16 protein-coding genes are annotated in these 20,488 nt (G+C 43.2%); 15 read left to right on the top strand and 1 reads right to left on the bottom strand.

What is annotated here, in order from left to right; genetic code table 11:
• The first annotated feature begins 21 nt into the window (after positions 1 to 21).
• Genes MKY20_RS21495 through pyrE form a run of 8 tightly spaced genes read left to right on the top strand, consistent with a single transcriptional unit; the run spans position 22 to position 9,527 of the window.
• The gene (locus tag MKY20_RS21495; protein WP_071156636.1) at positions 22 to 960 is read left to right on the top strand and encodes an aspartate carbamoyltransferase catalytic subunit; all 939 of its coding nucleotides are present in this window, start codon (positions 22 to 24) and stop codon (positions 958 to 960) included.
• Complete coding sequence (locus tag MKY20_RS21490) at positions 923 to 2,209, top strand: dihydroorotase (protein WP_251175156.1); 1,287 nt, start codon at positions 923 to 925, stop codon at positions 2,207 to 2,209. The genes MKY20_RS21495 and MKY20_RS21490 overlap by 38 nt, the downstream gene beginning before the upstream one ends.
• Positions 2,206 to 3,312: a carbamoyl phosphate synthase small subunit gene (locus MKY20_RS21485; protein ID WP_019381725.1), complete on the top strand. Its 1,107-nt coding sequence runs from the start codon at positions 2,206 to 2,208 to the stop codon at positions 3,310 to 3,312. The genes MKY20_RS21490 and MKY20_RS21485 overlap by 4 nt, the downstream gene beginning before the upstream one ends.
• Positions 3,291 to 6,503, top strand: a complete 3,213-nt coding sequence (gene carB, locus MKY20_RS21480) for a carbamoyl-phosphate synthase large subunit (protein ID WP_251175157.1) — start codon at positions 3,291 to 3,293, stop codon at positions 6,501 to 6,503. Before MKY20_RS21485 ends, carB begins: the two co-directional genes overlap by 22 nt.
• Complete coding sequence (locus MKY20_RS21475) at positions 6,503 to 7,279, top strand: dihydroorotate dehydrogenase electron transfer subunit (protein WP_308937094.1); 777 nt, start codon at positions 6,503 to 6,505, stop codon at positions 7,277 to 7,279. Before carB ends, MKY20_RS21475 begins: the two co-directional genes overlap by 1 nt.
• Complete coding sequence (locus MKY20_RS21470; RefSeq protein WP_251175159.1) at positions 7,276 to 8,217, top strand: dihydroorotate dehydrogenase; 942 nt, start codon at positions 7,276 to 7,278, stop codon at positions 8,215 to 8,217. The genes MKY20_RS21475 and MKY20_RS21470 overlap by 4 nt, the downstream gene beginning before the upstream one ends.
• Positions 8,189 to 8,905 (top strand): orotidine-5'-phosphate decarboxylase, encoded by a 717-nt coding sequence (gene pyrF, locus MKY20_RS21465; RefSeq protein WP_009330826.1) that lies wholly within the window; start codon positions 8,189 to 8,191, stop codon positions 8,903 to 8,905. The genes MKY20_RS21470 and pyrF overlap by 29 nt, the downstream gene beginning before the upstream one ends.
• Positions 8,895 to 9,527, top strand: a complete 633-nt coding sequence (gene pyrE / locus MKY20_RS21460; RefSeq protein WP_019381728.1) for an orotate phosphoribosyltransferase — start codon at positions 8,895 to 8,897, stop codon at positions 9,525 to 9,527. The genes pyrF and pyrE overlap by 11 nt, the downstream gene beginning before the upstream one ends.
• Positions 9,528 to 9,581: 54 nt before the next feature.
• Here pyrE and MKY20_RS21455 read toward each other — a convergent pair whose 3' ends face one another.
• Positions 9,582 to 11,297, bottom strand: a complete 1,716-nt coding sequence (locus tag MKY20_RS21455; RefSeq protein WP_019381729.1) for an Rqc2 family fibronectin-binding protein — start codon at positions 11,295 to 11,297, stop codon at positions 9,582 to 9,584.
• Between the two features lie 459 nt (positions 11,298 to 11,756).
• Between MKY20_RS21455 and MKY20_RS21450 the strand changes: the two genes are divergently transcribed.
• The 7 genes from MKY20_RS21450 to priA all read left to right on the top strand — a co-directional run bounded on the left by MKY20_RS21450 (position 11,757) and on the right by priA (position 20,475).
• Entirely contained in the window at positions 11,757 to 14,435 is a 2,679-nt protein-coding gene (locus MKY20_RS21450; RefSeq protein ID WP_019381730.1) for a calcium-translocating P-type ATPase, SERCA-type, read from the top strand.
• A gap of 178 nt (positions 14,436 to 14,613) precedes the next feature.
• Positions 14,614 to 15,486, top strand: a complete 873-nt coding sequence (locus tag MKY20_RS21445; protein ID WP_009330822.1) for a YicC/YloC family endoribonuclease — start codon at positions 14,614 to 14,616, stop codon at positions 15,484 to 15,486.
• A gap of 60 nt (positions 15,487 to 15,546) precedes the next feature.
• Entirely contained in the window at positions 15,547 to 15,810 is a 264-nt protein-coding gene (gene remA, locus MKY20_RS21440) for an extracellular matrix/biofilm regulator RemA (RefSeq protein WP_009330821.1), read from the top strand.
• A 10-nt stretch (positions 15,811 to 15,820) separates the two neighbouring features.
• A complete protein-coding gene (gene gmk / locus MKY20_RS21435) occupies positions 15,821 to 16,435 on the top strand; it encodes a guanylate kinase (RefSeq protein ID WP_009330820.1) in 615 nt (204 codons plus the stop codon).
• 2 nt (positions 16,436 to 16,437) lie between these two features.
• Complete coding sequence (rpoZ, locus tag MKY20_RS21430; protein WP_009330819.1) at positions 16,438 to 16,659, top strand: DNA-directed RNA polymerase subunit omega; 222 nt, start codon at positions 16,438 to 16,440, stop codon at positions 16,657 to 16,659.
• Between the two features lie 196 nt (positions 16,660 to 16,855).
• A complete protein-coding gene (gene coaBC, locus MKY20_RS21425) occupies positions 16,856 to 18,064 on the top strand; it encodes a bifunctional phosphopantothenoylcysteine decarboxylase/phosphopantothenate--cysteine ligase CoaBC (protein WP_009330818.1) in 1,209 nt (402 codons plus the stop codon).
• A complete protein-coding gene (gene priA, locus MKY20_RS21420; RefSeq protein ID WP_251175160.1) occupies positions 18,061 to 20,475 on the top strand; it encodes a primosomal protein N' in 2,415 nt (804 codons plus the stop codon). The genes coaBC and priA overlap by 4 nt, the downstream gene beginning before the upstream one ends.
• Positions 20,476 to 20,488: the final 13 nt, after the last annotated feature.

Below are 20,488 nucleotides of genomic sequence, written 5' to 3'. Positions count from 1 at the left end.
TTTTGAAGAGGAGGAAAAAAATTGAAACATTTGCTCACTACCTCAGAGCTAGAGATTAAAGAAATCAATAAAATACTTAATGATGCACAATACTTTTTAAACGGCGGAACATGGACTCCTGAACAAAAGGTTTTTGTCGCCAACCTCTTTTTTGAGAATAGCACAAGGACAAAGTGCAGCTTTGAAGTTGCGGAAAGGCGGCTTGGATTGGACATAATCCCATTTGAAGTCAGTACGTCAAGTGTATCGAAGGGTGAGTCACTATACGATACGGTAAAAACACTTGAAGCAATCGGAGTGCATGCAGTAGTCATTCGCCATAGCCAGGACCGCTACTTTGACGAATTAACAGATAAAAGCGGTGTTTCTATCCTTAATGCAGGGGATGGCTGCGGCCACCATCCAACACAATCCCTGCTAGACCTGCTGACAATTAAACAGGAATTCGGTTCCTTTGAAGGATTAAAAGTAGCCATCATCGGTGATATTGCCCATAGCCGTGTCGCAAGATCCAATGCAGATGCACTTGTCCGGCTCGGTGCGAAGGTTGTTTTCTCCGGACCAAAAGAATGGTTCAATGAAGAATTGCTTGAAAATGGCATGTATGAAGATGTTGATACAGCTATTGAAACCGCTGATGCTGTCATGCTGCTGAGAATCCAGCATGAGCGGCATGAATCCAAAGCCAATCAAACGGCTGAAGAATACCACCTGGCATACGGCCTTACAGAAGAGCGTGAAACAAAAATGAAGCCAAACAGCATTATCATGCATCCGGCCCCTGTAAATCGGGGTGTGGAAATAGCAGATTGCCTGGTGGAATGTGAGCGTTCCAGAATCTTCAAACAAATGCAAAATGGTGTGTACATCCGAATGGCTGTACTAAAAAGATCGATTGAACATATTGAAGGGGGAGCTAATCATGTCAATATTAATCAAAAATGGCCAGTTGCTTACTAAAGAAGGGAACTTTGTAAAAACTGACATTTACATAAAGTCAGGAAAAATTGCCGGGATAGGTGCAGGTATCGAGGAAAAGGCACAGGAAGTGATTGATGCTGAAGGCTTATTGATTGCACCAGGCTTTATAGATCTCCATGTACACTTGCGTGAACCTGGCGGTGAAAAGAAAGAGACCATTGAAACTGGCACTAAAGCAGCAGCCAAAGGCGGTTTCACAACGGTTGCTGCCATGCCGAATACCCGGCCTGTACCTGATACGAAAGAACAGCTTGATAAATTGAACTGCCGTATTGAAGAGACTGCGTCGGTCAAGGTTTTGCCATATGCATCGATTACGATCCGTGAGCTTGGCCAGGAATTAACAGATTTTAAAGCACTGAAAGAAGCTGGAGCGTTTGCTTTTACAGATGACGGAGTTGGGGTTCAATCAGCAGCCATGATGCTGCAGGCAATGAGGAATGCCGCAGAGATAAGCATGCCGATTGTTGCGCACTGCGAAGAAAATACCCTCATTAACAAAGGTTCCGTACATGATGGAGTTTTTGCTAAAGAGAATGGTTTAAATGGTATTCCTTCCGTCTGTGAATCAGTGCAAATCGCAAGGGATGTACTCCTTGCCGAAGCTGCTGGCTGCCATTATCATGTCTGCCATATCAGCACGAAAGAGTCTGTCAGGGTGGTAAGAGATGCAAAGCGGGCAGGCATCAAGGTAACGGCCGAAGTGACACCTCATCACCTCCTTCTATGTGAAGAGGATATCCCAGGTCTGGATGCAAACTTTAAAATGAATCCTCCATTAAGAGGGGCAGATGACCGATCTGCCTTAATAGAAGGATTATTGGACGGCACGATTGATTTTATCGCGACCGACCATGCACCTCACACAGCAGCGGAAAAAGAAGAGGGGATGGAGCTGGCGCCTTTTGGGATTGTTGGACTTGAGACAGCCTTCCCGCTTCTATACACACACTTTGTCGAGAAGGGGATATTCACGCTAAAACAGGTGATTGATTATTTAACGATCAAGCCAGCAAAGGCGTTCGGCATTCAATCAGGAAAATTGGAAGCAGGTGAAATCGCTGATCTTGTCCTGCTAGATCTAAACCGCCAGGAAAAGATTGACCCTGTTCAGTTCTTATCAAAAGGGAAAAACACGCCATTTACTGGCTGGGATTGTAAAGGCTGGCCAGTCATGACAATAGCTGAAGGAAAAATTGTTTGGAACAGAGGGAGTGTAAAAGCATGAAAAAACAGCTGATTCTGGAAGACGGAACAATTTTTATTGGAAAAGGCTTTGGAAGCGATACGAATTCGATTGGAGAGGTAGTATTCAATACAGGAATGACGGGTTATCAGGAAATCCTCTCTGACCCTTCCTACTGTGGACAAATTGTAACATTGACATACCCTTTAATAGGAAATTATGGAATTAATCGAGATGATTTTGAATCCATCTCCCCTGCCATCTCCGGGTTCATTGTAAAAGAAGCAAGCGAGTTTCCATCAAACTGGAGAAATGAACAGTCAATTGCTGAATACTTTGAGATGAAAAACATCCCTGGGATCGCTGGGATTGATACTAGAAAATTAACAAGGATTATCAGGCAGCATGGTACGCTGAAAGGTGCTATTTGCAGCATAAGTGAAAACCCGGAATTAATCTTAGAAAAACTGCGGGCAACCAAGCTGCGAAACGATCAGGTTAAGCAAGTTTCAACTAAGACACCTTATCCAAGCCCCGGACGCGGCAGAAGGGTAGTCCTTGTAGATTTCGGCATGAAACACGGTATCTTAAGAGAATTAAACAAACGGGATTGTGATGTGATTGTTGTACCATATAATACAACAGCTGAAGAAATACTCAGCATGAGCCCGGATGGGGTTATGCTTTCAAATGGGCCGGGAGACCCGAAAGATGTTCCGGAAGCCATCACAATGATTAAAGGTCTGTTAGGAAACGTGCCGATTTTTGGGATTTGCCTGGGACATCAGCTTTTTGCCCTCGCATGCGGTGCCAATACAGAAAAAATGAAATTCGGCCATCGCGGTTCAAACCATCCGGTAAAAGATTTGCAAACCGGAAAAGTCGCATTAACATCTCAAAACCATGGATATTCAGTGGAAGAAAACTCCATCTCGGGTAGTCTTCTGGAAGTAACACATATTGCATTAAACGATGGAACGATTGAAGGTTTGAAACATAAAGAAGTCCCGGCGTTCACTGTGCAATATCACCCTGAGGCTTCACCGGGACCGGAGGATGCAAATGGATTATTTGAACAATTCCTGCAAATGATTGAATCACATAAAGAGGAAGGTGCTGCAGCATGCCAAAGCGTACAGATATAAAAAGCATTTTAGTTATCGGATCAGGACCAATTGTCATCGGACAGGCAGCAGAGTTTGATTATGCTGGAACACAGGCCTGCATTGCATTGAAAGAAGAAGGTTATCGTGTCATTCTAGTAAATTCCAATCCTGCTACCATCATGACAGATACTGAAATTGCTGACGCAGTATATATTGAGCCGCTTACGCTGGAATTCGTCAGCCGCATCATCCGAAAAGAACGCCCTGATGCCCTTGTACCTACTCTTGGGGGACAGACAGGATTAAACCTGGCAGTAGAACTTGCTGAATCAGGTGTGTTGGAAGAATGTGGGGTTGAAATCCTCGGTACAAAATTATCTGCTATTCAAAAAGCGGAAGACCGGGATCTTTTCAGAAATCTGATGAATGAACTAGGCGAGCCGGTGCCTGAAAGTGAAATTATCCATAATCTTGAAGAAGCCTATAAGTTTGTAAATAGGATTGGCTATCCGGTCATCGTACGCCCTGCTTTTACATTAGGGGGGACAGGCGGGGGAATCTGCCACGATGAAGAAGAGTTAATCGAAATTGTGACAAGCGGCTTGAAGAACAGCCCTGTAACACAGTGCCTGCTTGAAAAGAGCATTGCGGGCTTCAAAGAAATTGAGTATGAAGTGATGCGAGACTCCAATGACAATGCGATTGTTGTCTGCAATATGGAAAACTTCGATCCTGTAGGTGTCCACACAGGTGATTCCATTGTTGTAGCTCCAAGCCAAACTTTAAGTGATCGTGAATATCAGCTGCTTAGAAACACTTCATTAAAAATTATCCGCGCCCTTGAGATTGAAGGAGGATGCAATGTCCAGCTGGCACTTGATCCGGATAGCTTCAATTATTACATCATTGAAGTTAACCCGCGTGTCAGCCGTTCATCAGCACTTGCATCCAAGGCAACAGGATATCCGATTGCCAAACTGGCAGCCAAGATAGCGGTGGGGCTGACACTTGATGAAATGATGAATCCTGTGACAGGAAAAACATATGCCTGCTTTGAACCGGCATTGGATTATATTGTCTCTAAAATTCCACGCTGGCCGTTCGATAAATTTGAATCTGCGAACCGTTCGCTTGGGACCCAAATGAAGGCTACAGGTGAAGTGATGGCAATAGGCCGCACATTTGAAGAATCTCTTCTGAAAGCAGTCCGTTCACTTGAAGCCAACATTTATCATCTTGAGCTGAAGGACGCTGACCAAATTTCGAATGAATTGATCGAAAAGCGGATTCGAAAAGCAGGCGATGAACGTTTGTTTTATATCGGAGAAGCCATTAGAAGGGGAGTCACCATCGAGACGATCCATGAATGGAGTATGATTGATCTATTCTTCCTTCATAAGATTAAGAAAATCATAGATTTTGAGAGTGTATTAACAGAAAATCCTTTTGACCCTGAAACAGGGAAAGCTGCAAAGGAAATGGGATTTGCCGATCTGGTGATTGCCAGGCTGTGGGATTCAAGTGAAATGGAAGTATACAGCTGGAGAAAAGAACAAGATATTGTACCGGTTTATAAAATGGTTGATACATGTGCAGCAGAATTTGAATCTGAAACACCGTATTTCTATGGAACTTACGAAGATGAGAACGAATCGGATGTAACCGGCCGCAAAAGTGTTGTTGTTCTCGGCTCAGGTCCTATTCGAATTGGCCAGGGAGTGGAGTTTGACTATTCAACTGTCCACGCAGTATGGGCCATCAAGGAAGCAGGTTATGAAGCAATCATCATTAATAATAATCCGGAAACTGTTTCTACTGACTTTAGCATCTCCGATAAGCTATATTTTGAGCCGCTGACGATTGAAGATGTTATGCACATCATTGATCTTGAGAAGCCAGAAGGTGTAGTTGTGCAATTTGGCGGACAAACAGCGATTAACCTTGCAGCAGATCTGGTAAAGAGAGGCGTGAAAATTCTCGGAACTTCTCTTGAAAATGTAGACCGGGCAGAGGACCGGGATAAATTTGAGCAAGCTCTTGCAGAGCTTGGCATTCCGATGCCAAAAGGAAAGACTGCCTTATCAGTGGAGCAGGCAGTAGCGGTTGCTGGTGAAATCGGTTATCCCGTAGTTGTCCGACCATCATATGTACTTGGCGGAAGGGCCATGGAGATAGTATATAAAGAAGCCGAGCTTCTTCATTATATGGAAAACGCTGTTAAAGTAAATCCAGAGCATCCAGTATTGATCGACCGGTATCTGACTGGGAAGGAGATAGAAGTGGACGCCATTTCGGATGGAGAAAATGTGCTTATTCCAGGCATCATGGAGCATATTGAAAGAGCTGGAGTACACTCAGGAGATTCCATTGCCGTCTATCCTCCGCAAAATATATCAGAAGCAATCAAAGACAAGCTTGTTGAGTATACCGAGAAGATGGCTAAGGGCCTTGGCATTATAGGTCTCCTGAATATCCAGTATGTAGTGGCAAAAGGGAAAGTATATGTCCTGGAAGTCAACCCGCGTTCAAGCCGGACGGTTCCTTTCTTGAGCAAGATTACAAACGTGCCAATGGCCAAAATCGCCACGAAAGTTATCATGGGCCAAACATTGGCTCAGCAGGGCTGCGGATCTGGCCTCCTGCCGGAGAGAAAAGGCGTGTTTGTAAAAGTCCCAGTGTTCTCTTTTGCAAAATTAAGAAGAGTAGACATCACTTTAGGGCCTGAAATGAAGTCAACTGGAGAAGTTATGGGAAAAGATTCAACGCTTGAAAAAGCCCTTTATAAAGGCCTTGTTGCTTCCGGCATGAAAATCCAGCCGTTTGGAACCGTACTAATGACTGTCGCAGATAAGGATAAGGATGAGGCGCTGCAGCTGGCAAAGAGATTTGTATCCATCGGCTACAGGCTAATGGCAACGAGCGGAACAGCGTTATTCCTTAAATCTGCCGGCATTCCTGTAAAGGTGACTGGAAAGATCGGCTCAGAAGGGCCAAACCTTCTGGATGTCATCAGAAATGGCGAAGCGCAATTTGTTATAAATACTCTAACAAAAGGAAAGCAGCCTGCCAGAGATGGCTTCCGCATCCGCCGTGAATCGGTGGAAAATGGCGTGCCATGCCTTACTTCCCTGGATACGGCAGAAGCAATCCTTCAAGTAATCGAATCAATGAATTTCTCAGCAGATGCGATGGATAAGCCAGAACAAGTCCGGGAGGCGGTTTTATCTTGATCAGACAGGAACACTGCACTGTAATATCGCAAAATAAACTTGCCGAAAACATTTACGAGCTCACCCTTCAAGGTGAGCTTGTTCATGAAATGAAAGTGCCCGGGCAATTTGTGCATTTGAAAATATCCGGGGGTTATGACCCGATGCTAAGAAGGCCGATCAGCATTGCAGAGATTTTACCTGATGAAAGCCAGTTTAAGATGATATATCGTGCTGAAGGCAGGGGAACGGTGATGCTTTCAGAAAAAAAACCTGGCGATTACACAGATGTATTGGGGCCGCTGGGAAATGGGTTTCCTATCAGTGAAGCTGGCCGGGGGGATACAGCACTTCTTGTGGGAGGCGGAATTGGAGTCCCCCCTTTATATGAGTTGTCCAAACAGCTTGTAAGCCATGGTGTTAAGGTGATACATGTCCTTGGCTTTCAGTCAGCAAGTGCGGTTTTCTATGAAGAAAAGTTTGCTCAGCTGGGCGAGACCTATCTGGCTACAGCTGATGGAAGTGCAGGAACGAAAGGCTTTGTTACAGATGTTATTAATAAATTTAATATTAATTTCGATGTTTTATATTCATGCGGCCCAACGCCGATGCTGAAGGCGCTTGAAAATCAATACTCTCATAAAACGGTATACCTTTCATTGGAAGAACGAATGGGCTGCGGCATCGGAGCGTGCTTTGCATGCGTTTGCCATACAGGGGATGATCCTGATGGATACAGTTATAAAAAAGTCTGCAGTGACGGACCGGTCTTTAAAGCAGGGGAGGTAGTTCTATGAACTCATTAAATGTCAATCTGCCTGGACTGGAATTAAAAAATCCAATCATGCCTGCATCAGGATGCTTTGGCTTCGGAAGAGAATTCAGCCAAATGTATGATTTGAGCCAATTGGGTGCGATCATGATTAAGGCGACAACCTTTGAGCCCCGTTTTGGAAATCCAACACCAAGAGTGGCTGAGACCTCAGCAGGAATGCTGAATGCAATAGGACTGCAGAATCCAGGACTGGAAAAAGTGGTGAATGAAGAACTGATCTGGCTTGAACAATATGATGTACCGATCATTGCCAATGTAGCTGGTTCGCAGGAAGAGGATTATGTTGCGGTTGCCAAAAGAATTTCTGAAAGCCCGAATGTACATGCGCTTGAGCTCAACATCTCCTGTCCGAATGTAAAAACAGGCGGAATTGCCTTTGGGACTATACCGGAAATTGCTAAAAACCTAACGAAAAAAGTAAAAGAGGTTTCAGAGGTTCCTGTCTATGTAAAGCTTTCACCAAATGTCACAAATATTGTAGAAATGGCGAAAGCAGTGGAAGATGGCGGAGCTGACGGTTTAACAATGATCAACACGCTTGTTGGCATGAGAATCGATCTAAAAACAGGCAATCCGATTTTGGCAAATAGAACAGGGGGACTTTCAGGGCCAGCCATTAAGCCTGTCGCGCTAAGGATGATTTATGAAGTGAGCCAGCAGGTGTCCCTTCCTATAATCGGAATGGGCGGCATTGAATCTGCAGAGGATGTAATCGAATACTTCTATGCGGGTGCAAGTGCAGTAGCGGTTGGAACAGCTAACTTCGTAGATCCTTTTGTGTGTCCGAAAATTATCGATAGGCTGCCCGAACTTATTGAAAACCTTGGATATGAACATATTTCAGAATGTATAGGAAGGAGCTGGAAGAAGAATGAAAAAGCCGCTCATTATTGCTCTTGATTTTTCAGGGAAAATGGAAGTTAATCATTTTCTGAAAAACTTTGAAAATGAAAAATTATTTCTAAAGGTCGGCATGGAGTTATTTTATCAGGAGGGTCCTTCCATCGTTCACGAACTAAAAGAACAAGGGCATGAGATCTTCCTTGATCTCAAGCTTCATGATATTCCTAATACTGTTAAAAGTGCAATGAAGAGGCTTGCCGGGCTTGGCTGCGATATGGTTAATGTCCATGCCGCAGGAGGAAAAGCCATGATGGAAGCAGCACGTGAAGGACTTGAAGCCGGTAGTTCAGGGAAAAGGCCATCTTGTATTGCTGTGACGCAGCTGACAAGCACATCCGAACAGCAAATGAAATCAGAGCAGTTAATTCCTGCTTCATTAAACGAATCTGTTCTTCATTATGCCAAGCTTGCCAAAGAAGCAGGACTTGATGGGGTAGTATGTTCAAGTCTTGAGGCAAGGGAGATAAGTTCGCGAATAGGATCTTCCTTTTTGACTGTAACACCGGGAATACGACTGTTATCTGACGACTCCGGAGATCAGAAAAGAGTGGCAACACCTGAATTCGCCAGAAAGGAAGGGGCTTCCGCAATTGTAGTAGGCCGATCGATTACAAGAGCGGAAAATCCATTTGAAAAATATATTCAATGCAAGCAATCTTGGGAGGGCGTTCTAAATGAAGCGTAAAATAGCAGAAAAATTATTAGATATAAAAGCAGTTGCATTAAACCCAAACGATCCATTTATATGGTCTTCAGGATTACGTGCTCCAATCTATTGCGATAACCGTCTTACATTGTCATACCCTGAAGTTAGAAAAGAAATAGCTGCTGGCCTTAAATCAATCATTCTGGACAAATTTCCTGAAGCAGAACTAATTGCAGGTACAGCAACAGCAGGCATTCCGCATGCTGCCTGGGTAAGTGACATTATGGAACTGCCTATGTGCTATGTCCGCTCAAAGGCTAAGGGCCATGGGAAAGGCAAGCAAATTGAAGGAAAAGCTGACAAAGGCCAGAAGGTTGTTGTTGTTGAAGATCTGATTTCAACAGGAGGAAGTGCTATCACTGCTGTCAAGGCTTTAAGAGAAGCGGGCTGTGAAGTGCTGGGTGTTGCAGCTATCTTTACATACCAGCTGGAAAAAGGAAAGGAAATGCTGGACAAAGAGAAAATTGAAGCATATACCCTGACCGATATTGAAGCTCTGACAGAAGTAGCCGTTGAAAATGGCTATATTCAGGAAAAGGATATGAAGAAGCTGGTAGAATGGCGAAAAGATCCTGCAGAGTGGGGAAAAGTAACACAATAAAGCAGTTTTTGATAAATGAAAAAGCAAGCATCTGAGCTTGCTTTTTTCATTTATTTACAGACTTTGCTTTAATGACAGCACCGTTTCTTCATCAGGCGTAACGTAAACTGTCTGCTGATGGTCATATATGACAAATCCAGGTTTCGCTCCACTTGGTTTTTTAACATGCCGGACTTGGGTGAAGTCAACTGGTACTGAACTGGAATTACGGGCTTTGCTGAAGTATGCTGCGAGAGATGCAGCTTCAAGAATTGTATTTTCTGCCGGTTCCTTGCTTCGGATAACCACATGTGAACCAGGGATATCCTTTGTATGCAGCCAGATCTCATCCCTTGCGGCCAACTTGTTCGTTAAATAATCATTCTGCTTGTTGTTTTTTCCAACCAATATTTCGGTTCCGTCTGTGGAAGTATAGCGGTCAAGAACAGGCTTAAGGCTCTGCTGTTTTTTATTGCCCCGTCTTTGCCTTTCTCTAATATAACCGCCTTCAACAAGCTCTTCTCTAATTTCGGCAATGTCTCTTGTTGATGCAGTTTCTACTTGCTGCAGAAGAGAATCGAAGTATGACGCTTCCTCTTCCGCCTTCTTAATTTGCTCTTTTACGGCAATTACTGCATTTTTTGCTTTTTGGTATTTTGTAAAATATTTTTGTGCATTCTCTGAAGGAGTCTTCTGTGGATCCAGCGGAATGATAACCGCTCCGCCATTTTCATCGTAATAATTGATGACTTCCGCTTCCTTCATCCCTTTTTGGATCGCATAAATATTGGCTGTGATTAATTCTCCATATAATTGATGTTTATCGGCATTTTCTGCTTCATGGAGGGTTCTTTTTAGCTTTTCAATTTTTTTCTCATTCTTTTCTTTCTCATTTACTATAAATCGTTCAAGGTCATTGGATTGCTGTTTGACCCGGTCTCTTTCCGCTTTTCCAAAATAAAAGCGGTCCAGCATTTCGCTCAAGGAATTAAATTCCCTGCTTTCCCCTTTTATATGCTGGAGAGGCAATAAATAAAAGCTTTCCTTTTGTTCACCTGCTGTAATGGCTGGCCTTATGGAATGGTCCTTTAGGGAGCCTATTAATTGCTGGAAGCTGTTTGGAACAGTTGTTCTGTTTATAAGACCAGCTTGGTGTATGACTTCTTTTGCAAAAAGCGGTGAAATTCCAGCGAAGCTCGCTACGAGCTGTTTATCCACTTTCCCGCTGTTAAAGTCGATCTTACGAAGTATATCGTCTTTGTCTGCTTCGAAAGGATTCATTTTATCCTGGGACGGAGGGAGAATATACTCCTGTCCAGGCAAAATCGCACGATGGCTATTAACTGCATAAGATACATGTTTGACGCTATCTAGAATAATATTGCGGGATTTATCCACCAATGTAATATTACTGTGTCTGCCCATTATCTCAACAATCAGCTGTTTATAGGATGTATCACCAATCTCATTCCTGCCTTTAACTTCAAACACGATTATACGGTCAAGCCCGATTTGATGGACATCTTCAAGTATGTATCCTTCCAGATGCTTTCTTAAAAGCATGCAGAACATCGGAGGCTCTGATGGATTTTCATGTGCTTCATTGGTAAGCTGGACTCTCGCATAGCTTGGATGGGCTGACAGCAAGAGCCTGTGATTCCTCCCATTTGCCCGCACAACTAAAATAATTTCATTCTTATAAGGCTGCTGAATCTTATTGATTCTGCCGCCCTTTAAAGTATCTATAAGCTCTTTCGTCATTGCTCTTGTAAACAAACCATCAAATGACATATTGGAACATCCTCTTCTATTAAAAATAACAGCCTATCACTTGCTGCAGATATACATTATTCTTTCATTTAAATAATAAAAATCAAGTTTTAAGACTTGGCTTAATGTCTTCGCTAGGGGGTTCCGCTTTTCTATAATATCAGAATATATATCTTCGTACTTCGATAACTGTCTGGCGCAAGCAGCCTACCCCCTCGAGATACCGGGGGTGGGCAAGGCGCTTCCGCTTTTCTTTTTAATAATAGCATTTTTTTGGACAGGGCTGAATATGCTTTCTTTAGAGTGAGATTGGACAACTCTGCTTCACTTGATTGACCAGAAGAAGCAGGACGGTCTGCCATCTGGCGGATTCTCTTAAAGTCTGGCTGTGAGTGCTGATGAATTTCTTTACTATTGTATCCCTTCTCCATGCAGCTCATGGCTTTTCTCAAACCACAAAGGAGGAAGTGTGATGTCCGGATGAAGTTCCATGAAATGAATGAAAGGGAGGTTGAGCAAGCCTTAAATACAGATATTAAGGCGGGCTTAACAGAGGATGATGTAAAAAAACGGCATAAACAATATGGTTATAATGAGTTGAAAGAGGGAGAAAAGCAGTCAGCTTTACTCTTATTTTTTAGTCAATTTAAAGATTTCATGGTTCTTGTCCTGTTAGCAGCAACCTTAATATCAGGGCTGCTTGGTGAATATATTGATGCAATTGCCATTATTGCAATTGTAGTCATAAATGGCTTTTTGGGTTTCTTTCAGGAGAGAAAAGCGGAAAAGTCTTTGCACGCACTTAAGGAATTATCAGCTCCTCAAGTTATTGCATTGCGTGATGGACAATGGAAGAAGATCCCTTCCAAAGAAGTGGTGGCAGGGGACCTATTGAAATTTGCGACAGGTGACAGAATTGGAGCAGATATGAGAATCGTAGAGTCCAATAGCCTGGAAATTGAGGAATCCGCTTTGACTGGAGAATCTCTTCCTGTCCAAAAAAGGACCGGTTCCTTGAAAACTGCTAATCTGGCTATTGGAGATATGGAGAACATGGCTTTTATGGGGACTATGGTAACCCGTGGCAATGGACTGGGCGTAGTTGTCGGAACAGGGATGAATACTGCCATGGGGCAGATTGCTGATCTTCTGCAGAATGCTGAAACAATGACGACTCCGCTTCAGAGAAGATTGGAACAGCTGGGCAAAATCCTCATTACGGCAGCGATTTTACTGACTGTCCTTGTTGTTGTGGCTGGTGTGGTGCAGGGGCAGGAATTATATACAATGTTCCTTGCCGGTGTTTCCTTGGCAGTAGCAGCCATTCCAGAAGGGCTCCCGGCCATCGTGACGGTAGCTCTGTCGCTTGGGGTACAAAGAATGATAAGAAAAAAAGCAATCGTCCGGAAGCTTCCAGCGGTTGAAACACTGGGCTGTGCATCTGTGATATGTTCAGACAAAACTGGCACTATGACTCAAAACAAAATGACAGTTACGCATCTCTGGAGCGGCGGGAAAGAGTGGAGAGTAGATGGTATCGGCTATGAGCCGCAAGGCCATTTTTATAGAAATGAGAATCAAATTGAACCGAAAAGTGATAAAGCACTCCAGCAAATGCTGATGTTTGGCATGTTATGCAACCATGCTGAAATACAGCAGAAAAATAATGAGTTTGTGATTGATGGAGATCCGACAGAAGGGGCTCTGCTAGTAGCGGCCATGAAGGCGGGCTATAACAGGAGCAGTCTGTTAAACCAATTCCAGATTATCAATGAGTTTCCGTTTGACTCAGCCCGAAAAATGATGAGTGTTGTGGTAAAGGATCATAACGGAAGGCAATTTATAGTAACCAAAGGAGCACCCGATGTATTAGTCGGAAAGAGTGAATCGGTTCTTTGGGAGGGGAAGCGTCAGATTCTTTCGAGGGAGCTCACAGGTGAAATTCAGGGAGCGATAGAAGATCTAGCTTCTCAAGCCTTGAGAACGATAGCGATTGGCTTTAAGGAAATCCCCTCAAAAAATGTCATTCTTGATGAGAAAGAGGCGGAGAAGGGATTAACATTTATCGGGCTGCAGGGGATGATTGATCCGCCAAGGCCTGAGGTAAGGGAAGCAGTCAAGGAATGCAAGGAAGCAGGAATTAAAACGATCATGATTACAGGAGATCATGTGATTACTGCACAGGCAATTGCCAAGCAGTTAGGCATTTTAACACAAGGCTCTAAAGTCCTTCAGGGCAAAGACCTGGCAGAGATGGCGGTTGAAGATCTTGAAGATGTGGTTGAGGATGTCGCAGTATTTGCCAGAGTATCACCTGAGCATAAATTGAAAATTGTAAAGGCTCTCCAGAACAGAGGCCATATTGTTGCCATGACAGGGGATGGTGTCAATGATGCCCCGGCCATTAAAGCAGCAGATATCGGAATATCGATGGGCATAACAGGGACCGATGTTGCCAAAGAGGCCTCCGCTCTGGTTCTGCTCGATGACAATTTTGCTACCATAAAAGCCGCGATAAAAGAAGGAAGAAATATTTACGAGAATATTCGAAAGTTTATCAGATATCTGCTTGCATCCAATGTTGGTGAAATTCTGGTTATGCTGTTTGCTATGCTTCTTGCCCTTCCGCTGCCCTTAGTGCCAATCCAGATTCTCTGGGTGAACCTTGTAACGGATGGACTTCCTGCAATGGCTCTTGGCCTTGACCAGCCAGAGGAAAATGTGATGAAGCGGAAGCCGAGGAGTCCAAAGGAAGGTGTATTTTCAAGAGGGCTTGGCTGGAAAGTAGTTTCCAGAGGTTTTTTAATTGGCCTTGTGACATTGCTGGCGTTCATTTTTGCCTATAGGGCAAATCCGGAACATCTTGCGTATGCACAGACAGTAGCATTTGCTACATTGGTAATGGCACAGCTGATTCATGTATTTGATTGCCGCAGTGAAAAATCTGTATTCTCGAGAAATCCTTTCGGCAATAAATATTTAGTCTGGGCAGTCATCTCGTCCCTTGCTTTAGTGCTGGTTGTCATATACTATCCGCCGCTTCAGCCAATTTTTCACACCGTCCCAATTGAATTGCGCGACTGGTTTATGATCACAGGACTCTCAGCCGTACCAACATTTTTACTGGCAGGCACATTTTTGGCAAGAAAAACAAAATGAAATATGTTATAATCCTTTAGGTAGTAGAGAAGAACTCTATTACCTTTCTTTTTTGCGCAAACATATAAATCTACATCATTACTTGATTTTTATACATAACTGCACAGGCATCATGCCGCTAACTGAAAGTAATAGTGCTTTTTATAAGCTGTGCTTTTCCCAAAAGGAAGTGTGAGAAATGGCAGTAAGCATGACTGGTTATGGCAGAAGCAAGAAAGAATCCGGGCAATGTTCCATTACGGTTGAAATAAAGACTGTAAACCATCGTTTTTCCGAGTTTCAGATCAGAATGCCCAGACAGCTGATGCATATCGAAGACAAGATTAAGAAAAAGCTTAACGGGCATATCAAAAGAGGCAGAATCGAGGTTTATATCACCATTGACGGCGATGGCCTGTCCAGCAGGAAAGTTAATGTTGATTGGGAACTATTGGATGAATATTATCAATACATAACTGCAATTCAAACAAAGTACCAAATCTCAACGGATCTATCCATCGGGAATATCATACGGGAAGAACTGATTGGTATAGAAGAAAAGGAGTCCGGCAATGAAGAATTGAGCCAGCTGGTCCTTTCTGCTGCTGAAGAAGCATGCCTGCAGTTAACTGAGATGAGGAGGCTTGAGGGGGATGAGCTGGAAAAAGATCTACGAAGCCATCTTAGTCTTTTAAGCAGCAGGGTCCTCAAGCTGAGAGAGTACACTCCAAAAGTCGTGCAGCTTTACCGGGAGAGATTGGAAAAGCGTATGAGAGAATTTCTTGATGGCCAGGTGGATGAACCGAGAATTTTAACAGAGGTAGCGATGTTCGCTGATAAAGCGGATATCAGTGAAGAACTGACAAGACTTCAAAGTCATATTAGCCAATTTGAAAAGACCCTTCAGCTTTCAGAACCGGCTGGAAGAAAACTTGACTTTATTCTGCAGGAAATGAACCGGGAGGCCAATACAATCGGCTCCAAGGCAAACAGTGCAGAGATAGCTGCCGAAGTGGTTGAAATAAAGAGTTTACTGGAAAAAATGAAGGAACAAGTTCAAAATATTGAATAGCAGTTGTTTAGATTCCGGCTCTGGGGGTCAAAATAAATAACTGATGATTGGAGGACCCAAATGTCAATTAAACTGATCAATATCGGATTTGGCAATATTGTCTCTGCCAACCGGATAATATCAATAGTCAGTCCAGAATCTGCCCCGATTAAACGGATCATTCAGGACGCACGTGACCGGGGCTCTTTAATAGATGCTACATATGGAAGGCGCACCCGGGCTGTTATCGTTATGGACAGTGACCATGTCATTTTGTCTGCGGTCCAGCCGGAAACTGTTGCGCACCGATTAAATGACCGTGATGAAATTGTTGAGGAAGGGTAGGATTTTATAAATGAAAGAAAAAGGGTTATTGATTGTTCTATCCGGACCCTCAGGTGTAGGAAAAGGAACAGTAAGAAAAGAGATATTTGCTCAGCCTGATACTGCGTTTGAATACTCCATATCAATGACAACGAGATCTCCGAGAGCAGGAGAAGTCAATGGAGTTGATTATTTTTTCAAAACGCGTGAAGAGTTTGAAGAGCTGATCAGGCAGGATAAGCTGCTTGAATATGCAGAGTTCGTCGGTAACTACTACGGAACGCCAGTTGATTATGTAAGAGAAACACTGGACCGGGGCAAAGATGTTTTTCTTGAAATCGAAGTTCAGGGTGCCCGCCAAGTGCGTGAGAAATTCCCTGACGGCTTGTTCATCTTCCTGGTTCCACCTAGTTTATCCGAGCTTAAGAACCGTATCGTAACCAGGGGAACAGAGACAGAAGATATAATTAACAATCGCATGAGTGCAGCGAAAGAAGAGATCGAAATGATGAACTTATATGATTATGTTGTAGAGAATGATCAAATCGATCTTGCCTGCGAAAGAATTAAATCCATTGTAGTAGCAGAACACTGCCGCAGGGAACGTGTAGAACCTAAATACAAAAAGATGCTGGAGGTAGAATAAATATGCTTTATCCTTCTATTGATTCTCTAATGACAAAGATTGATTCCAAATATTCACTTGTTTCTGTTGCTGCCAAGCGTGCCCGTAAGCTTCAGCTTAATGCCAGACCACAGCTTGAGAGCTATAAATCACATAAAAATGTGGGAAAAGCACTTGAGGAAATCCATGCGGACCAGCTTCATTATCGGCTTGGTGAAAAGACTGCGAATGAATCATACGAGTAAAATCGCTGAATAACAACCTTTTAAAAGGTTGTTATTTTTGTTTAAAGGTTTTATTAGATGAAAATTCACTGCTCTTCTTGCATAATAAAACTATCATGAAAACTAAGCCATTAACGGCCAGTGCTGCTTATAGAAATATATAGCAGGCCGTTTTTCATAGAGATGAATTATTTTTTTAGATTGGTGGGGTCATATAATGCTGACTGGAAAGAAGATATTATTATGTGTAACCGGCGGAATTGCTGTTTATAAAGCTGCAGCCTTAACGAGCAAGCTTACTCAGGCTGGAGCGCAGGTGAAAGTTATCCTAAGTGAATCGGCTGCTAAGTTTGTAGCACCATTAACCTTTCAGGCTCTTTCAAGACATGATGTTTACACCGACACTTTCGATGAAAAAGATTCGAAAGTAATTGCTCATATCGACCTGGCTGATTGGGCCGATTTGATTCTAGTTGCTCCTGCTACAGCAAATGTAATCGGAAAGCTGGCCAATGGAATTGCAGACAATATGATCACAACAACCCTTTTGGCGGCCTCATCACCAATCTGGATTGCGCCTGCAATGAATGTACATATGTACAGCCATCCTGCTGTCCAGAAAAATATTGAAACCTTATATCGTTTTGGATGCAGATTCATAGAGCCTTCAGAAGGGTATCTTGCATGCGGCTATGTTGGAAAAGGCAGGCTGGAAGAACCAGAGAAAATTATAGATACAATTGAAGAATTTTTTAAGCCTTCCAGATTGGAGCTATCTGGCCGGAAAGTGGTCATAACTGCCGGCCCAACAAGGGAAAAAATTGATCCTGTCCGTTATATTACAAACCATTCTTCAGGTAAAATGGGCTATGCAATTGCGGAAGCAGCTGTATCTGCAGGAGCTGAAGTTGTATTGATATCCGGTCCGGTTACAATTAATGCTCCTGCTGGCTTAAAACTGATAAAGGTAGAATCTGCTGAGGAAATGTATCAAGCGGCAATAAGCGAATTTGATCATGCGGATGTTGTCATTAAGACCGCTGCAGTCTCCGATTATCGTCCAAAGGTGACTTCTGCGCAAAAAATGAAAAAACAGCCCGGGGATGAATTATTGGAACTTGAAAGAACAAAAGATATATTATTCGAATTGGGACAAAAAAAGAAGAAGCAAATCCTTATAGGGTTTGCGGCTGAAACTGAACAGGTTGATGAGTATGCACAGGGCAAGCTAAAGAGGAAAAATGCCGATCTGATCGTAGCCAATAATGTAACTGCAGAAGGAGCAGGCTTTGGAACAGACACCAATATTGTTACATTTTTTAAAAAAGATGGGTCTTCGGAAAAGCTTCCGCTTATGGCAAAAAAGGATGTTGCAGTAAAAATTCTTGAAGAAGCTGCGATCTTGCTAAAGGATGAGCATGAATGAATATTGCGAGAGTCATTGTCGATGTACCTGCCAAACAGACAGACCGGGCATTTGACTACAAAATACCCTCTCATCTGGAAGGTGTCATTCTCCCCGGCATGAGGGTTGTTGTTCCATTTGGACCTAGGAAGATCCAGGGGTTTGTAACAGCATTACAAGCAGAGTCCGATTTTCAGCAGCTTAAATCCATTTCAGAGCCGATGGACTTAAATCCAGTCCTTAATCAGGAGCTCTTGACTCTAGGTGAATGGCTGACAGAAAAAACATTATGCTACAAAATCTCTGCCTTTCAGGCAATGCTGCCTGCAGCATTGAAGGCAAAATACGAAAAGAAGCTTGTAATGGCAAAAAATGCAGATCGTAAACTGCTTCCTGAAAGAGTATCTGCTCTCTTCCAGAAAACTGAAGAAATTTTATGGGATGATGCAGTAAAGAGCGGAGCTTTGCCGCTTCTTCAAAAGGAAGCATCCAATGGAAATATCGAAATTATCTACCAAGTAAAAGAACGAGTGAAAAAGAAAAAAGTAAAGCAGGTATTCGCGGCTGCTGACCCTAATAAGCTTGCTGATTATCTTCAACAGCTTCCGGGCAACGCAACCAAGCAGAAAGAAGTGCTTGAGTATTTTCTTCATGAGGAAGGACCGGTCGATCAGAAAGAGTTATTTTCCTTGTTTGGAATAACATCGTCCACCATAAAAGGGCTTATGCAAAAAGGGCTGCTTGGGCAGAGGGACGTGGAAATTTATCGAAATCCATTTGGAGACCGTGAATTCGAAAGAACTGAACCGCTCTTTTTGACCGATGGACAGAGAAAGGCTATAATCCCGATCCTTAATTCTATTGAAAATAACCGGCATGAAACATTTTTGCTTTATGGGGTAACAGGAAGCGGAAAAACTGAGGTGTATCTGCAATCCATTCAGCGAGTGCTTGAGAATGGCAAAGAAGCCATTGTCCTTGTTCCTGAGATTTCTTTAACTCCGCAGATGGTCAAACGCTTCAAGGGCAGATTTGGCAATCAGGTTGCCGTAATGCACAGCGGCCTTTCAGCTGGAGAAAAGTATGATGAATGGAGAAAGATTCAGCGGAAGGAAGTCAAGGTTGTTGTGGGAGCGCGATCGGCTATCTTTGCCCCTTTTGAAAACCTCGGAATCATTATCATTGATGAAGAGCACGAAACCAGCTATAAGCAGGAAGAGAACCCAAGATACCATGCAAAGGATGTCGCCATCGAAAGAGCGGGAAATCATAAATGTCCTGTGGTGCTTGGAAGTGCAACTCCCTCATTGGAATCTTTTGCGCGAGCACATAAAGGAGTTTACCATCTCCTCACTCTCGAAAATAGAATGAACAATCAGGCTCTCCCTTCCGTTGATATCATTGATATGCGGGAAGAGCTGCGTGAAGGGAACCGCTCGATGTTCTCAAGGAAACTCCTCGAAAAAATTAAAGACCGTCTCGGGAAAAAAGAGCAGATCGTATTATTTTTAAATAAAAGAGGACATTCCTCATTTGTTATGTGCAGGGACTGCGGATATGTTATTAATTGTCCTCATTGTGATATATCTTTGACTTATCATCGGTATAACCAGCAGATGAAATGCCATTACTGCGGCTATGAGGCACCAGTTCCAAATGCATGTCCGGAATGCGAAAGTGAGCATATTCGTTATTTTGGAACAGGCACTCAAAAAGTGGAAGAGGAATTGGCGAAAATTTTGCCGGAAGCGAAGGTAATCCGGATGGATGTCGATACAACCAGCAGGAAGGGAGCACATGAAAAGCTCCTTGATCAATTCCAGGAAGGGCATGCAGATATTCTTCTTGGGACTCAGATGATTGCTAAGGGTCTTGATTTCCCCAATATTACCTTAGTAGGCGTACTATCGGCAGACACGATGCTGCACCTGCCTGATTTCCGATCTTCTGAAAAAACCTTTCAGCTTCTGACTCAGGTAAGCGGGCGTGCAGGGAGGCATGAATTGGAAGGGGAGGTAATTATTCAGACCTACACTCCTGAACATTATAGTATTGAACTGGCGGGGGAGCAGGATTACGATAAATTTTATGAAAGAGAAATGATGGTCCGCAAAATTCATAGATATCCCCCTTTCTACTATATATCCCTTGTCACCGTCAGCCACGAGGAATTAATGAAGGCTGTTTCGGTAACTGAGAAGATCACGCAGTATATTCAGTCAAAATTATCTGCAGAGAGTAAAGTCCTTGGTCCAGTTGCATCGCCGATACCGCGGATCAATAATAGATATCGGTATCAATGTCTGATAAAATACAAGCGGGAGCCGGAACTTGGCCTGGCGCTGAAGAAAGTCCTGGATAATTATCAGCAGGATATTGCTACTGGGGGCCTATCCGTCTCAATTGACCTGAATCCTTATATTTTAATGTAATTTCTTAACCATA

This window comes from Cytobacillus sp. FSL W8-0315 (assembly GCF_038002905.1).
Taxonomy (GTDB): Bacteria; Bacillota; Bacilli; order Bacillales; family Cytobacillaceae; genus Cytobacillus; species Cytobacillus pseudoceanisediminis.
The sequence above is the reverse complement of the archived record's forward strand: the minus strand, read 5'-3'. Positions and strand labels throughout refer to the sequence as shown.

Excerpts from the sequence above, each read along its gene's own strand:
- MKY20_RS21490 (WP_251175156.1), top strand. The coding sequence starts at position 923 with ATGTCAATATTAATCAAAAATGGCCAGTTGCTTACTAAAGAAGGGAAC.
- MKY20_RS21485 (WP_019381725.1), top strand. The coding sequence starts at position 2,206 with ATGAAAAAACAGCTGATTCTGGAAGACGGAACAATTTTTATTGGAAAA.
- carB (WP_251175157.1), top strand. The coding sequence starts at position 3,291 with ATGCCAAAGCGTACAGATATAAAAAGCATTTTAGTTATCGGATCAGGA.
- MKY20_RS21470 (WP_251175159.1), top strand. The coding sequence starts at position 7,276 with ATGAACTCATTAAATGTCAATCTGCCTGGACTGGAATTAAAAAATCCA.
- pyrF (WP_009330826.1), top strand. The coding sequence starts at position 8,189 with ATGAAAAAGCCGCTCATTATTGCTCTTGATTTTTCAGGGAAAATGGAA.
- pyrE (WP_019381728.1), top strand. The coding sequence starts at position 8,895 with ATGAAGCGTAAAATAGCAGAAAAATTATTAGATATAAAAGCAGTTGCA.
- MKY20_RS21455 (WP_019381729.1), bottom strand. The coding sequence starts at position 11,297 with ATGTCATTTGATGGTTTGTTTACAAGAGCAATGACGAAAGAGCTTATA.
- MKY20_RS21450 (WP_019381730.1), top strand. The coding sequence starts at position 11,757 with ATGAAGTTCCATGAAATGAATGAAAGGGAGGTTGAGCAAGCCTTAAAT.
- MKY20_RS21445 (WP_009330822.1), top strand. The coding sequence starts at position 14,614 with ATGGCAGTAAGCATGACTGGTTATGGCAGAAGCAAGAAAGAATCCGGG.
- remA (WP_009330821.1), top strand. The coding sequence starts at position 15,547 with ATGTCAATTAAACTGATCAATATCGGATTTGGCAATATTGTCTCTGCC.
- gmk (WP_009330820.1), top strand. The coding sequence starts at position 15,821 with ATGAAAGAAAAAGGGTTATTGATTGTTCTATCCGGACCCTCAGGTGTA.
- rpoZ (WP_009330819.1), top strand. The coding sequence starts at position 16,438 with ATGCTTTATCCTTCTATTGATTCTCTAATGACAAAGATTGATTCCAAA.
- coaBC (WP_009330818.1), top strand. The coding sequence starts at position 16,856 with ATGCTGACTGGAAAGAAGATATTATTATGTGTAACCGGCGGAATTGCT.
- priA (WP_251175160.1), top strand. The coding sequence starts at position 18,061 with ATGAATATTGCGAGAGTCATTGTCGATGTACCTGCCAAACAGACAGAC.